The following is a 13,365-nucleotide window of genomic DNA, read 5'->3' as shown; positions in this document are numbered from 1 at the left end:
GATGATTTCAATCTCAGACATAAGCATGTGCTCAGGGCTATCCCTAAGCCTCCTGGGTCAAGCCCAGGTGTCCGGTCGAAATGGGGGCCAGTTCAGGTGACTTCAGCATCACCATCCTGGCACATCGCGATGCCGTCGGGCGGGGGCATCCATCCCATCAAAAATGACCCCCTTATATTGGTGGTGATGATCTTCCGGTTAACGTCCGTCATTGTGGTGGAGATTCCGGATTGTCCATTCGAGGTCATCGGTCAGGCGGCCTGCGTTGAAATGCTGAGAAGCGGGTCGATCTGTGCGGCATCGACGAGCGCGAAGGCCTCGACCTGCATGTATCGGTGTTGGCTCTGCCAATCATCGTTCTGTTCGAAGAGCACCGCTCCGATCAGGCGGATGATCGAATCCTCGTTGGGGAAGATGCCGACGACGTCGGCCCGCCGCTTCACCTCCTTGTTCAAACGGTCCAGTGGGTTCGTCGAGTGCAGCTTGGTGCGATGCTGCGCCGGGAAGGCCATGTAGGTGAGCACGTCGGCTTTGCTCTCGTCCATGAGGGTGGCGAGCTTCGGCCAGCGGCCGCGGAGCTGGCCAGCCACGTGACGCCAGACATCCTTAGCTCACTTCTGATCGGGCTGGGTGAAGGCTTGGCGGATCGCGGCGGCGACGACCGTGTGCTGGCTCTTCGGCACGTGAGCGAGCGCGTTCCTGATCCAACGAACGCGACACCTTTGCCATGTCGCATCGAAGACCCGCGAGATGGCGGCCTTGAGCCCGGTATGGGCGTCCGAGATCACAAGCTTCAGCCCGCCGAGACCACGGCTCTTCAGGCTGCGCAGGAACTCGACCCAGAATCTTTCCGCCTCGGAGGGGCCGATGCTGAGCCCGATGATTTCCCGACGGCCGTCGGTGTTGACCGCAACGGTTGTTATTGCGGCCACCGAGACGATCCTGCCGCCTTGGCGCACCTTCAGATAGGTGGCGTCAAGCCAGAGATAGGGCCAGTCGCCGGTGAGCGGTCGGTCCAGGAAGTCACGCACCCGCTCGTCGATATCCTTGCAAAGCTTCGACACGGTGCTCTTCGAGATGCCGCTCAACCCCATGGCCTGCACCAGCTCGTCCTCCCGCCGGGTCGAGACGCCGCCGATCCAGGCCTCCTGGATCACCGCCACCAAGGCCTTCTCCGAGGTCCGGCGCGGCTCGAGGAAGCCAGGGAAGTAGGAGCCCTGCCGCAGCTTCGGCACGCGCAGGTTCAGAGCGCCCAGCCGGGTCTTCAACTCGCGTTCTCGGTAGCCGTTGCGCCAGGTCTGCCTCCCCACCGCGTTCGTAGCGGCCAGCGCCGATCAGCCCCTCGACGTCGTGTTCCATCACGGTCTGGAGCACCGCCTCGGTGACAGCACGGAGAAAGTCTCCCTCGTCGTGCTTTTGCAGCAGCTCGATCAGGGGCATGTTGGTGTCGGTCATCGGGGGTCTCCATCGGTCCGTGGTTGAAGTCTGTAAACTCCACCATAACCGACGCCCTCGATGGCCATCCCGGCTACACCGTCAGCGCGGTGCCAAATTCCACCACGTGCTCGGACACTACCAGAACGTGGCTTCCGCCACGCCCGTTTCCGCTACGAATAATCCCCCGAATCAATCGCTTGACGCTTCAACTGCGGCAGATCTCACCGACGCTCATGCCGGCCTCCGCCTGTCTCAGTGCAAACGCGATCTGCTCGTCCGTGAATCGCTTCTTCGGCATAAGGGCACTCCTCTCCTGTCGGAAATGTGCCCGAAAACTCGCATTCGGTTCGGATCAGCTTTGCGGGGCAGGACCCGGTTTGCAACCGTGCCAACCGACCCAAATGGATCAGGCCCCGCCCCATCGCGCTTGGGCTTCCGGCTGTGCCCGAGAGATATCTGGGATGTTCGTATCGTTTGCGAGCCGTCGGAACCGCATTTCGCAACTGAGATCTATCTTCGAGATCAGATTCCACTTCTGACTGAAGCGCGCAACTCGGGGTGGAGTATCCAGTTTCCGGGGTCTTCTTCGTTGCGCGCGACGCCCCTGAAACCGAGAATTGAGGTGCCTTCCAGAACGTTTGAATATCCATTCGAAACCGTCTCGGCGGAAAGATAATTGGCAATCAGCATTCCAGCGCCGGCGAAAGACCGATTGGCGGATGCCTGTGACTTGTACCCCGCCGCGTACGCCATGCGTGCGTCCGTCATTCCGTCTTCGCCGGCGAGAGACAGTGCCGCCAGCATCGCGCGCTGCGGTCTCGACAGGGCGATTTGACCGATCGCTTCGCGGTATTCCTCGGTGCTCGGCACGGCCAACCCCGATCGCGGATCGGTTCTGCGCTCTGCGGTTCTGCGGTTCTCCCGTGCATCGATGACCTCGAGCAGGTTCGCGATTGCAGCCTCTTCCGTTGCGCCGCGCGCCTCGGCGATCAGTCCGCGCGCCTGCGTCGGCGGTTTGGGAAACGCGCGTGCAACGAATTCTCCGGCGAGGTAGCCGGACTTTATCTGATATCGGCCGTGCTCGCCGACGAGGACCGCCGGGACCTTTTCCTTGTTGCGCTCCTTGGTTTTCTTCTTGCTCTTACCCTTGAAGACCTCATGGCTCATATCGTAGCTGCCTGCTGTGCTGGAACGTGTCATCGTTGATCTTCTCCTCGATGGTGAAATGTCATGTCCTTTGCGTCAGCCTCAGGCCGGCAGCCTCCGAGCCTCGGCGAAAGAGACCAGTCGGCGGCTCTTTTCGTCCCAAAGAGAGAGGCTTACGCAATGCAGGCTTTCGCGAAGCGTGAGACGCCCTGTATCGGCGAGCGCGTCATGGTCCCGAAGGACTTCGGGCAAACGGTAGAACGGAATCCTGCTGGCAAGGTGGTGAACGTGATGGACCCCGATATTCGCCGTGATCCAGTTCAGGACCGGGGGCAGCACGTAGTGAGATGAACCGTGTAAGGCTGCGTCCTGCACCGACCAATCGTCTTCGTCCGCCCAGGACGTTTCCTCGAACTGGTGTTGGACGTAGAACAGCCACATGCCGGCCGAGGCCGCCAGCATCATCATCGGCAAGTAGACGCAGAGCAGGACCTGCAAGCCGCCAAGCAGGTAAAGCCCACCAAGCATGAACAAGACCACGGCATTCGTGCCAAGCGCACTTGCCCAGTAGCGCCATCCGGACCGCATGAGGCCCATAGGGATACGATTCTGGAGGAAGAAACTGTAGAAAGGGATCACCCCGAACAGGATCGCAGGATGCCGCATCAGGCGATACAGGGCACGCCCAACAAGCGGCTTTGCGCGGTACTCCGAAACCGTGAGCGTCGGAATATCTCCGACGCCGCGGCGGTCGAGATTTCCGGTCGTCGCATGGTGAATGGCATGGTTTCTCCTCCACACACCATACGGCGTCAGAGTCAGCACGCCGATCGTCCGACCAACCCAGTCATTCCATCGACGGCTGCCAAAGAAGGCGCCATGGCCACAATCGTGCTGGACCATGAAAAGGCGCACCACAAAGGCTGCGTTCGCCAGCGACAGCGCGACGGAGATCCAGAGGCTGACTGACAATGCAGCCCATGCGGCGGCAAAGATCGCCATGAATGGTAGCGCCGTCACAGCCAGTTCGATGCGGCTCCGCGCCGAATTCGGGATGCGATAGTCTGCGAGACGTCGTGTCCATTCGGCCGCTCCGCCAGAGGTGACGGCCAAAACGGGTTCACTTGCGGGAGACAGCCGTCGCCGCGGCTGAATGGATTCCGGGCGCCCATCAGGGCACCCGGTCACACTCGTTTCATGCGAGCGCGAGATTGGTCGCGCTTTCGCGGCCGTCGCGGCCGGCCTCTACGTCGAAGGTCACCTTCTGGGCGTCGGCCAAGCCGGTCAGGCCCGCACGCTCAACAGCCGAGATGTGGACGAAGATGTCCTTGCCGCCGGACTCGGGCTCGATAAAGCCGAAGCCTTTGGACGTATTGAACCATTTCACGGTGCCATTGGCCATATCCGTGGTCTCCTGTTCTGAATGCTGCCCGCACAGCGCGGCAGCCCGGCAAAGTCAGCTCGAATCGATCAACTGATGCCGGGTGAACGGAGGCAGAGGTTCGCAGAGAATAACGTTAGCTCTACAGAGGTGGGGCTTCGAGGAGAGAGAAACAAGGGCGGTCCGGCCTGGAAATTTCTTTTTGTCAAAATGCGCATTTCGAATGCAATGATTGACAATACAGGCGCGGGGCTCCATGTTTTTATTACGTCATTGCCCTGCCGCGTGAGCAGGCGGCCCCAAGGTCGCCCCCGGTCGTGACGGACAGTTTTCCCAAATCACGAAGGGAGACCCCGCTTCGGGCAGATGTTTGAACGGCCTTATGTCGTGTGCAGTTGCCCCGGGTACATCTCAGCCGTCCAAGCGCAGAGGCGCCTGGCGGAGCCACCGGATCGTGGTCCGGACACGGACCGTATGGGAACTTTGAAGAAATCGGACTCAGTGCCTGCCTCACCTGACGGCTCGAACGCCTTCATCCCACGAGGCCGGGACCCATCCACACGACAGTGAAGCCACGCGCACCTGAGGGCCGCGGAGGTTGCGCGATGGCGTTGTGCGCTGCGGACGAACTGGCAAGGCTCACGGCCTTCGCGAGAATGCTGGCTACTCGCCTCGATGCCGCTGGCGGCCGCCGCTGGGACCAACATTGCGAGAAGCCGAAACACCAGTGCGAGCTGCGGACGTGCCGACGCGCTGGAGGAGATACGGAGAGCACGGCTTACAGAGGCCATGCCGTCCGGAACGTGGCGCAAGACGGGAAACGGCGCGAAATGCCGAAACCTGACTGCGTGACCGAACGATATTCATAGCGAGGCGGCGCTCTCTCCGCAGGAGGAAAAGATATGAACACTCCCGAATGGCTCAAGCCAGGCATAAAAGGTGCCCTGATCGGCGCCGTTTTCGTTTCCATCGTTGGCTTTACATGGGGCGGCTGGGTGACAGGCGGGACCGCGCGTGACAGGGCGATGGAGATGTCACGTGATGACGTCGTTTCGGCAATGGTGCCTGTTTGCCTCGATATTGCCCGAACCGATCCGGAGCGCGTGGAAAAGCTGGCGACGATCCGTGCCGCTTCGACCTACCAACGGCGAGAGGCGCTGATGAAGGCCGGATGGGCAACCGTTCCGGGGGCCGAGGCGCCCGACCGGGAGATTGCCCAGGCGTGTCTGGCGTCTCTGGAATTGAATGGAACCCCGGAGAGCGCCCCTCCCGCGGTTGACGAAGGATGAGCCGCGCCCGTTCCTTCTCCTGGCCGAAGGTTTTCCGGGCAGGTCCGTTTGCGAGAATGGCCGCGTTGGCGGGCATGATTGCCTGCATGGCGTTTCCCGTCCTTGCGCAGGACGGCACCGGACCGCTACCGGAGAATGCAGAGGCGCGCGCCTATGGCGGTGGCTGGGACTGTGCCCTGGGATACCGTGTGGAGGGTGCAGAGTGCATCCCCATCGATATCCCCGAGAATGCCTTTCCGACAGGGCGGTCGTATGGGTCGGGCTGGGCTTGTCGGCGCGGATACCAAGAGGTAGGTGGCACGGCCTGTGCGCCGATGTACATTCCAATCAACGCCTTCCTGCATTCGTCTGGCTACGACTGGCAGTGTGAACGCGGGTTCCGGCGGGACGGGGAAAACTGTGTGGTCATTGTCTTGCCGGATCATGCATATCTTACAAATGACCCTTCGGGGTCCGGCTGGAAATGCGCGCGTGGCTATTCGGCAAAGGCCGGCAACTGCATTCCAATTGCCGTGCCGGAGAACGCCTACCTCACCAATGCGGACTATGGGGCCGCTTGGGCCTGCGAGAGGGGATTTCGAAAAGTCGACGGCCGCTGCGATCCCGTTCCAGTGCCGCCAAATGCCTTTCTCGACCCGGACTCATACGGACCGGGATGGCGCTGTGAGCGCGGATATGAGGCCAAGGGCAAGGCTTGTGTAGCAATCAATCTGCCGGCGAACGCGCATTTCGACCGGTCCGGCAACCGGTGGCGATGCGACCGCAGCTTTCATTTCTCGGATGGGGAGTGTGTTCTTGGACGATAGTTCTCCCAAACCAGCCCGTTCCGGCATGTCCGGTATACGTATGCACATCGGATGCCGCCTCAGTTACCAGTTCGCTCGACCTACGCCGCTCATTGCCATGCTGAATGTGCACTACTCCCGGTTCGGCGATCTGGAGCGGGCCGACTATCTCGTGACGTCGCCCAGCGTGCCGCTCGAAAGCTATCGCGACGGGTTCGGAAACTGGTGTACGCGGCTGGTGGCGCCTGCCGGCGACTTCACCCTCAGCTCCGACGGCATCTTCCGCGACTCTGGCCGGCCCGATGCCTTCGCGCCTGAGGCGGCGCAGCACGCGGTTCAAGACCTGCCTTTCGGGACGCTCGTGTATCTTCTGGGCAGCCGCTACTGCGACACGGATCTACTGTCGGACGAAGCCTGGCGTATGTTCGAGAACACGGCGCCAGGATGGGCTCGCGTTCAAGCGATCTGCGATTTCGTTCACGAAGCCGTCTCGTTCGACTACATGCAGGCAAGCGCCACTCGCACAGCGTCCGAAACGCTGGCCGGGCGGCAGGGCGTCTGCCGCGATTTCACTCATGCCGCAATCGCTCTTTGCCGCTGCATGAACATCCCGGCGCGCTACTGCACCGGCTATGTTAGTGACATCGGTCAGGAACCGCCGTTTCCTCAAATGGATTTTGCGGCCTGGATGGAGGTCTATCTCAACGGCGCGTGGTGGGTGTTTGATCCTCGAAACAACACAAGGCGCACCGGCAGGGTCCTGATCGCGCGAGGTCGGGACGCGGCTGATGTGCCACTGACACAGACTTTCGGGCCGAACACTCTGACTAAATTCGAAGTATGGATACGCAACGCGGAAGACGCTCCGACGGAAGTGCCGTCCGATACCCGCAACTGAATAGCAGCGCTCCGTCGTCGTCAGGTTTCATCCATTCGCCATCGGTTCACCCGGTCGGGCGAGCTCAACGAGTTTCGAAACAGTGACGCCTGCCCACCGCCCAACGCATACACTGGCGTCCGTCCCACGAACGAAACGTAGCTGACGACGAGACTACAGCCCACGCCCCACTATCCGGCTGGACATCCGTGGTCACAGTTCATCCTGGAGATAAACAATGACTTCTTCGATCAAGACGACCGCGGTTTTTCTGCGACCGTTCGAACTCCCCAGTTTCAACGAGATCCTTCCGCCCGGCGAATACGACATCGAGACCGAGATACTCGAACCATTGGACACGATCGATCTCGGTACATGGACCTCTTCCGTACTGATACACCTGAAGCCGCAGTTGTCGCACCCCGGCCTGAGCCGAACGCTGAGCGTACCACTTGCAGAGCTCCATCATGCAGTTGCAATGGACAAGCTCACAGGCAAGCCGCTCAAGGACTTCTTCCTCGAGGAGATGCTCGCCGATCCGATGATCTGCCTGGTCATGCAGGCTGATGGCGTTACCGAGACCGAGTTGCGTGAGTTCTACCGTACTCGATCTGGTGGAGAGGCCGGTGGTGCAGAGCAGAGGCAGGACTTGGCTGCGCCGCGCGATGGCGATGGTGTCGATGATCGCCGCCCCCGGCTGGGAACCTCTCGACCAGGGATCGGTGAATGATGGCAATGGGCCTAAGCACCGTCCGCCAACCCCGTGACAACCCCAACTGGATACCTTCGTGAGGATCTTGCCGTGACAGACGAACCAGTCGAACTCGACGCACGCAGGACCGCTGCTGGAAAGATCGAGATTGAGCTGCGGCGGCATTCCGCAAACAACGGTTCGAGCCCCAAATCGATTGGTCAGCCTCACCTCGAGAGTCTGGAAGAGCAAATGATGGCCGAGCCGGTGCCGACCTGGATCGAGACCATGGAACGATGCCGACTTCTTCTTGATCGCTATGCAGCGTCACCAGACGGACAGGCTCCCCGGACCCGGGAACTGATCGAGCTCGCCCTCGACGAAATCGCATACCTGATAAGACATCAAGAGCAGGAGCCATGATCGACAGGGAAGATTCCGTTCGATCGATCATCCGAGCGCAACACGACGTGGCTGCCGAACGCGACTGCCTTAGCTGCAAGGCCACCTTCTGAGCGGTGGGGGGGCAGCGACCGCGTTGGTGCCCGTCGCAAACGCACCTTTGCCTGACGCACCGCGGCGCCGGGAAGCACAGGGCTGTCCGTGCCCCCAATGCCGGGCAATTTTGGGACCACGAAAGGGGACCGGCGACCTTCACCCTGTCAATCGGCCTGCAACTTTGGGTCTATCGCACATTTGGTGCAGCTGGTCGTCCAAATCACTATATTTTGGCAATCTTTGATGGAGGTTGCCAATGACGTCATGGTTTTCCCGCCAGGGTTTTCTTCCGACAGGGCTAAAGGCCGATCAGGTTGAGCTTGATGGCAATACGATCCGGGTTCACGCTCGTTCGTCGGTCGCATCAGCGACCTGTCCGCGTTGCGGCACTGTCTCGCGTCATCTTCACAGCAAGTATCGTCGCCGACCAGCCGATCTCCCCGCGCACGGCCGGGCGGTGCAACTGGTCTTGCTGGTTCGCCGCTTTCGCTGCCGCGCTACACATTGTCCTACCCGGATTTTCGCCGAGCGGTTTCCGCCTTCCGTCACCCGGCCACATGCGCGGCGTACGGCACGCCTACAGGGACTGGTGCGTCACCTCGGCCTTGCTCTCGGTGGGCGCCCCGCACAGGCGCTTGCCGAACGGCTTCTGCTGCGGGTGAGTAAAGATACTTTCCTGCGGAGCGCTCGGGTCGCAACCGAGGAGAGCGTTGCGGAACCTCGGGTGGTCGGTATCGACGACTGGGCGTGGCGCAAGGGACAACGCTATGGAACGCTGATCTGCGATCTTGAACGGCGGTGTGTAATCGATCTGCTGCCCGACCGCGAGCTCGCCACCGTGGAAGCGTGGCTCCGTGCGCGTCCGAGTATCGAGGTCGTCGCCAGGGATCGCAATGGTGGCTATGGCGGCGCCGTCGCACGTGCTCTGCCAAAAGCGGTTCAGGTCGCCGATCGTTGGCATCTACTTGAGAATGCAAGTGCCGCCTTCCTGGCTGCCGTGCAGCAAAGCATGCCAGCTATCCGCAAGGCGATCGGGGTAACGACGCTTGATCCCAAGCTTCTGACGGCGGCGGAGAAGCTGCAATTCGAGGGCTTTCAGCGACGTAAACGGACCAACCGCATGGTTCGAAGGATGGCTGACGATGGTGTCCCCATCAAACGGATTGTGCGCCTGACCGGGCTGAGCCGCGGCCTGGTCCGCCAGATCATCCGTGGTGAGCGCGAAGACGTCTTTCGCATCCGGGAGAGCAGCCTAACCCCTTGGCTGCAGCGGCTGGAACGGGAATGGAGCGGCGGCTGCCGGAACGGTGCTGAGCTCTGGCGCCGCCTACGGGCAGATGGGTTTCAGGGCAGTCTCAGGGTTGTCGGCGAGTGGGCGACACGCCAGCGTCGCGCCGAGCAAGCGGTGCCGTCCGGAACAGGCAAGTCACCGCCCGCCCGCAGGATTGCACGTCTGTTGACCACGGGACGGAATCTCCTGTGCAGGGCCGATGCGATCCAAGTCGCGCGGATCGAAGCTGCGTTGCCAACCCTCGCAGCCACTCGAATACTGATAGACAGGTTCACCGATATGGTCCGCAACGCACGCGACGAAGAATTGGCAGCCTGGCTCGACACGGCAAAAGACAGCATGGTTGCGTCTTTCGCCCGCGGCATCCAAAGCGATTACGCCGCAGTTGCAGCCGCGTTGCGGGAACCATGGTCGAACGGGCAGACCGAGGGCCAGATCAATCGGCTGAAGACGCTGAAACGCCAGATGTATGGACGTGCGAACATTGACCTACTCAGAGCGCGTCTCGTCGTGACATCATAAGCATCAATGTGCATCAACTCTGAGTCAGAGCCATTACTGGATGCCGATCACACTGCTACGGGGTCACTTTTCCATGCCGGTTCACACTTCACCCTGTTTCTGGTCCGGTCGTCATCCGCCGTGCGAACCGCCGATGTGGTATTGATGGCGAAGCTCCTTCCTGATCGTGCTCCGAGCGAGCCGATCTCAGATCAAGAAGCGACACGGTAGGAGGAGGCAGAACTCCGGTTACGCATTGCCCATGCGAACTCTTTGTTCGAGGCCGCTTCTTCTGGACCAGCACAAGCCAGTCACGACCAGTTCGCCTCATGTTCCAGCACATCCGTTGGGCCAAGGCCACACCAATAGCAGACCGCAGCCAGAGCAAGCGCCCGCCGGTTCCTTGCGAAGCGGATCTCGGAATAAATATCATAGGCTTCGTCTGTCGGTCGCGGATCCGTGGGAGCGGGACCGAGGCGTGCGATCAGTTTGGCCAGTTCGAAGCGAACACTGCTTTTGAGCTGATTATCTTTCATTTTTTCCATTCATGTATTGTGGGCAGCGCTGGTCTTGCAGCGCCGTCTGGTAAAACCTGTGGTGGGTAGGAAGAGGGCGTCTCAGCTCTCGGCGGCAATAGAACCGCGTCGGGAGTCTGTCGGGTCAGTTGCCGGCGAAACGTCAGCAAGTGCGACCCACTTCAATGCCACTGCGATGATCATGAGGAGCACGAGCAGGATCTGCGGTGCGAGATCGGCGTGGCGATGCTTCACACTGGTTTTTCTGTGTGAAGCGTCCGTCTTCTTCGGGTGAGCATCGGGGCGCTCAGAAAGCGCCCCGGCTGATCAAGCAAGGGCCACGTTGGTCGCGGCGTCGCGCCCGTCTCGCCCAGTCTCGGTGTCGAAGGTCACTTTCTGACCATCGTCGAGAGTCGAAATGCCGGCGCGTTCAAGCGCGCTGATGTGAACAAACACGTCGCGCTTGCCCCCTTCAGGCTCGATGAAGCCGAAACCTTTGGTGGAATTGAACCATTTCACGGTGCCATTGGCCATCGCGAAGTCTCCTGTTTGAGTGCTGCCCACGGAGTTGCGGCAGCCCGGCTCGGTCAGATCAAGTCGATACTGAAGCCGGGTAAGGGAGACAGTGGTCAAAGAGATAACGTTGCCCTTCATACATGGGGCGTGCCAGCCGCAAACACAAGGAAAGTTTTTCAAGCAGTCACAGGTCGAGCCCGACCTCGTCGAATCCGATCGTCTTCTCGAACTCGGCGATCGCAGTCGCCGCATCGGGAAACGTTCCGAGCATCCGGTCACGGTGATCGCGCAATTCGACGGTGTTCCGGTCGATCACAACCACGGAGCCTGCAACCGTTCCGTCGATGACCAGCTTGAGGGTGTTTGCCATTTGCGCCGTCTTGACGACGCTGATCTGGTTTCGAGGTGCCATGTAGTGTCTCCCGGATTGAAACCGACCCGAGGATTCTGGGCAAGCCAGCATCCGCAGAGCACAGCCAGGTCTCGAAGGCCAGTCAAATCTGGAATGGATTTCACGGGACCGGAAAGCGCACATGCTGGCGGGATGCAAGTCAGTGCAGCCGCGCACTCACGAGGTAGCCGATAATGGTTTCTTCTCCGAGCGCCCGGAGCGCTTCGAGCCGATGCAACCCCTCGATCAGGACAAACCGATCGCCGTCCTTGCGCAAGCGTATTGGTGTCGTCTGGCCATGTTGCATGATGCTTTCGGCAAGCTCCAACACCTTGTCAGGATCCAGGGTCTTGATGCGTTTGACCGGAACGCGGATCTTGTCGATCGGGTACAGCGCCTTTTTCAGCATGCGTTTCTCTCCAACGTGTCTCTTCCTCGTGCCCGCTTTGGGTCACCACTCGCAGGGTCCCGTTTCCGGGATCAGGTCTGTGACGCCCCATCCTGCTGTTCGATCCATACAGCGAAGTCGGTAAGCCGATGCTCGCCAAATCCGTGTGTCAAAGGCACGTCGGCCGCATCGCGCCCCCGCGCAACGAGAACTCGCCCGAAACGGATGTCGTTGTTGCGTGGGTCGAACACCCACCACGCGCCGCCGAGATAGACCTCCATCCAGGCCGCGAAATCCATCGGAGGAAACGGCGGTTCCTGACCGATGTCACTGACGTAGCCGGTGCAGTAGCGCGCCGGGATGTTCAGGCACCGGCAGAGTGTGATCGCAAGGTGGGTATAATCGCGGCAGACACCGACGCCTTCGTTCAGTGTTTCGGCGGCCGTACGTGTCGCACGTGCGTGCTGATATCCGAAAGTCACGTGATCATGCACGAAGTCGCACACCGCCTGGACGCGCGGCCAGCCTGCCCGGGTGTCTCCGAATTGCTTCCAAGCGAAATCTGACAGAAGATCCGTCTCGCAATACCTGCTCGGAAGAAGAAAGGTCAGGACCTCGCTCGGCAGTTTGCCGATTTCGACCTGGGCAGCGGCGTGATCCTTGAGGTCGGAAAGACCAGGATCCCGAATGATACCATCCGTGGAAACCGTGAATCGCCCCGCTGGCGCAGACAGTCGACAACACCAGTTGCCGAAGCCGTCACGGTAGTTCTCGATGGGAACTGCGGGGTCGGTCGTCAGCAAATCGGGCCGTTCCAGATCGCTTGCGCGCGAGTGGTGAACATTCAGTAACAGTATCATCGGTGTCGCTGATGGCAGCTGAAAGCTGAGCCGACAGCCGAGGTGCAGTCGCATGGGGACGGACTTTCTCGCCGACACCTTCAGCGGTGTCTCCGGCGGTTTGGATTGGCCAACGCTTAGCATGTAGAACCATCGTTGTCGCCTTCGTCGCCAAGGGTGCCACCTCGTCGTCCTTGGTTCACCGACAACGCCTGAAATACTGTCCCTCCCTTCGGGGCTGTTTTCACCGATGGAGATGCAGTGCTTTGTCTCAAAACGAGTGATCTCCTGAACGTCGGCTTTCAATCTCGCAGCATGGATTGCTCCTTCTTGCAGCGAATGGCCGGTTCCCGCCCACCTTGACCAATGCGGCGTCGCAGAACGTTGGTTGGAAGCCTGTTCGGCGAAGGGTCTGACCGGCGGTTTGCGGACATTCGACGGTGCCGAGCGACGGAACGAGTTTGTGGAGTCCTTTTGCGCCGGTATCGTCTGCGAATTGCGTCCTGACTCGCTGCACGAGGTTGTCTATGTCGAACTGGAAACCACCAACCGAATGGTACTTGGAGCAGTTTTCGAAAGAAGGCGAATGGAAGCACGGGGTTGATGCTGAGATGATTGCGCGGGTTGAGGGCGCGATATCGACTGAAGCGATCGATGCCATCTCCGAGGAGCTTCAGGCAAATGATTGTCCTGCTGACCGACAAAAACTCGGCAACCTGCTTCAGCATGAGAACGGCGGTGAGAAAGTCGGCCACGGTAGCGGCGGGATGACCCTGCTGCGGGCGGCGTAAAAGTCGTCCACCTTTGCCCTTCTTGATTT

The 13,365-nt window shown here is 60.4% G+C and carries 15 protein-coding genes and 2 pseudogenes; 7 read left to right on the top strand and 10 right to left on the bottom strand.

Features of this window, described 5'->3' with window-relative positions; translation table 11 throughout:
- Positions 1-251: 251 nt before the first annotated feature.
- From CHB86_RS23855 to CHB86_RS23840, 5 genes and pseudogenes are all read right to left on the bottom strand, one after another.
- Positions 252-1,455: pseudogene (locus tag CHB86_RS23855) on the bottom strand (IS256 family transposase).
- A 193-nt stretch (positions 1,456-1,648) separates the two neighbouring features.
- Positions 1,649-1,735, bottom strand: a pseudogene (locus CHB86_RS24475) (transposase); the annotation flags it as partial.
- Between the two features lie 224 nt (positions 1,736-1,959).
- Positions 1,960-2,637 carry a hypothetical protein gene (locus tag CHB86_RS23850; protein WP_089235625.1) on the bottom strand — a complete coding sequence of 226 codons (678 nt, stop codon included), beginning with the start codon at positions 2,635-2,637 and terminating at the stop codon, positions 1,960-1,962.
- A 48-nt stretch (positions 2,638-2,685) separates the two neighbouring features.
- Positions 2,686-3,585 carry a fatty acid desaturase gene (locus CHB86_RS23845; protein ID WP_089235624.1) on the bottom strand — a complete coding sequence of 300 codons (900 nt, stop codon included), beginning with the start codon at positions 3,583-3,585 and terminating at the stop codon, positions 2,686-2,688.
- A gap of 193 nt (positions 3,586-3,778) precedes the next feature.
- Positions 3,779-3,985 (bottom strand): cold-shock protein, encoded by a 207-nt coding sequence (locus CHB86_RS23840; RefSeq protein ID WP_089235623.1) that lies wholly within the window; start codon positions 3,983-3,985, stop codon positions 3,779-3,781.
- 881 nt (positions 3,986-4,866) lie between these two features.
- Here CHB86_RS23840 and CHB86_RS23835 point away from each other — a divergent pair.
- The 6 genes from CHB86_RS23835 (at position 4,867) to CHB86_RS23820 (ending at position 9,917) form a co-directional block, all read left to right on the top strand.
- The gene (locus tag CHB86_RS23835; protein ID WP_089235622.1) at positions 4,867-5,253 is read left to right on the top strand and encodes a hypothetical protein; all 387 of its coding nucleotides are present in this window, start codon (positions 4,867-4,869) and stop codon (positions 5,251-5,253) included.
- Between the two features lie 65 nt (positions 5,254-5,318).
- Positions 5,319-6,059 carry a hypothetical protein gene (locus tag CHB86_RS24470; protein WP_176443010.1) on the top strand — a complete coding sequence of 247 codons (741 nt, stop codon included), beginning with the start codon at positions 5,319-5,321 and terminating at the stop codon, positions 6,057-6,059.
- Positions 6,060-6,093: 34 nt separating this feature from the next.
- Entirely contained in the window at positions 6,094-6,936 is an 843-nt protein-coding gene (locus CHB86_RS23830) for a transglutaminase-like domain-containing protein (protein WP_425445438.1), read from the top strand.
- A 217-nt stretch (positions 6,937-7,153) separates the two neighbouring features.
- A complete protein-coding gene (locus tag CHB86_RS23825; protein WP_089235620.1) occupies positions 7,154-7,645 on the top strand; it encodes a hypothetical protein in 492 nt (163 codons plus the stop codon).
- 72 nt (positions 7,646-7,717) lie between these two features.
- On the top strand, positions 7,718-8,029 hold the full coding sequence (locus CHB86_RS24465; RefSeq protein ID WP_141135003.1) for a hypothetical protein: 312 nt from the start codon (positions 7,718-7,720) through the stop codon (positions 8,027-8,029).
- Between the two features lie 331 nt (positions 8,030-8,360).
- A complete protein-coding gene (locus CHB86_RS23820; RefSeq protein ID WP_089235619.1) occupies positions 8,361-9,917 on the top strand; it encodes an ISL3 family transposase in 1,557 nt (518 codons plus the stop codon).
- Between the two features lie 290 nt (positions 9,918-10,207).
- Here the strand turns inward: CHB86_RS23820 and CHB86_RS24460 are convergent, their stop codons facing one another.
- From CHB86_RS24460 to CHB86_RS23800, 5 genes are all read right to left on the bottom strand, one after another.
- Positions 10,208-10,441, bottom strand: a complete 234-nt coding sequence (locus tag CHB86_RS24460) for a hypothetical protein (RefSeq protein WP_176443009.1) — start codon at positions 10,439-10,441, stop codon at positions 10,208-10,210.
- A 297-nt stretch (positions 10,442-10,738) separates the two neighbouring features.
- Positions 10,739-10,945, bottom strand: a complete 207-nt coding sequence (locus CHB86_RS23815; protein WP_089235618.1) for a cold-shock protein — start codon at positions 10,943-10,945, stop codon at positions 10,739-10,741.
- 166 nt (positions 10,946-11,111) lie between these two features.
- A complete protein-coding gene (locus tag CHB86_RS23810) occupies positions 11,112-11,339 on the bottom strand; it encodes a hypothetical protein (protein WP_089235617.1) in 228 nt (75 codons plus the stop codon).
- Between the two features lie 139 nt (positions 11,340-11,478).
- Entirely contained in the window at positions 11,479-11,727 is a 249-nt protein-coding gene (locus CHB86_RS23805; protein ID WP_089235616.1) for a ParB N-terminal domain-containing protein, read from the bottom strand.
- Between the two features lie 71 nt (positions 11,728-11,798).
- Positions 11,799-12,620, bottom strand: a complete 822-nt coding sequence (locus CHB86_RS23800; protein WP_089235615.1) for a transglutaminase-like domain-containing protein — start codon at positions 12,618-12,620, stop codon at positions 11,799-11,801.
- Between the two features lie 452 nt (positions 12,621-13,072).
- Here CHB86_RS23800 and CHB86_RS23795 point away from each other — a divergent pair, with 452 nt between their 5' ends.
- A complete protein-coding gene (locus CHB86_RS23795; protein WP_141135001.1) occupies positions 13,073-13,336 on the top strand; it encodes a hypothetical protein in 264 nt (87 codons plus the stop codon).
- Positions 13,337-13,365 lie beyond the last annotated feature (29 nt).

Source organism: Tropicimonas sediminicola (assembly GCF_900188335.1).
In the GTDB taxonomy this organism is placed as follows: Bacteria; Pseudomonadota; Alphaproteobacteria; order Rhodobacterales; family Rhodobacteraceae; genus Tropicimonas; species Tropicimonas sediminicola.
Note: the sequence above shows the minus strand (reverse complement) of the source record. Positions and strands in the feature narration are given on the sequence as shown.

Bases quoted from the DNA above. Each gene is read 5' to 3' on its own strand.
- CHB86_RS23815 (WP_089235618.1), bottom strand. From the start codon at position 10,945: ATGGCCAATGGCACCGTGAAATGGTTCAATTCCACCAAAGGTTTCGGC.
- CHB86_RS23820 (WP_089235619.1), top strand. From the start codon at position 8,361: ATGACGTCATGGTTTTCCCGCCAGGGTTTTCTTCCGACAGGGCTAAAG.
- CHB86_RS23800 (WP_089235615.1), bottom strand. From the start codon at position 12,620: ATGCGACTGCACCTCGGCTGTCGGCTCAGCTTTCAGCTGCCATCAGCG.
- CHB86_RS23840 (WP_089235623.1), bottom strand. From the start codon at position 3,985: ATGGCCAATGGCACCGTGAAATGGTTCAATACGTCCAAAGGCTTCGGC.
- CHB86_RS23850 (WP_089235625.1), bottom strand. From the start codon at position 2,637: ATGACACGTTCCAGCACAGCAGGCAGCTACGATATGAGCCATGAGGTC.
- CHB86_RS23835 (WP_089235622.1), top strand. From the start codon at position 4,867: ATGAACACTCCCGAATGGCTCAAGCCAGGCATAAAAGGTGCCCTGATC.
- CHB86_RS23825 (WP_089235620.1), top strand. From the start codon at position 7,154: ATGACTTCTTCGATCAAGACGACCGCGGTTTTTCTGCGACCGTTCGAA.
- CHB86_RS23810 (WP_089235617.1), bottom strand. From the start codon at position 11,339: ATGGCACCTCGAAACCAGATCAGCGTCGTCAAGACGGCGCAAATGGCA.
- CHB86_RS23795 (WP_141135001.1), top strand. From the start codon at position 13,073: ATGTCGAACTGGAAACCACCAACCGAATGGTACTTGGAGCAGTTTTCG.
- CHB86_RS24460 (WP_176443009.1), bottom strand. From the start codon at position 10,441: ATGGAAAAAATGAAAGATAATCAGCTCAAAAGCAGTGTTCGCTTCGAA.
- CHB86_RS23805 (WP_089235616.1), bottom strand. From the start codon at position 11,727: ATGCTGAAAAAGGCGCTGTACCCGATCGACAAGATCCGCGTTCCGGTC.
- CHB86_RS23845 (WP_089235624.1), bottom strand. From the start codon at position 3,585: ATGGCGATCTTTGCCGCCGCATGGGCTGCATTGTCAGTCAGCCTCTGG.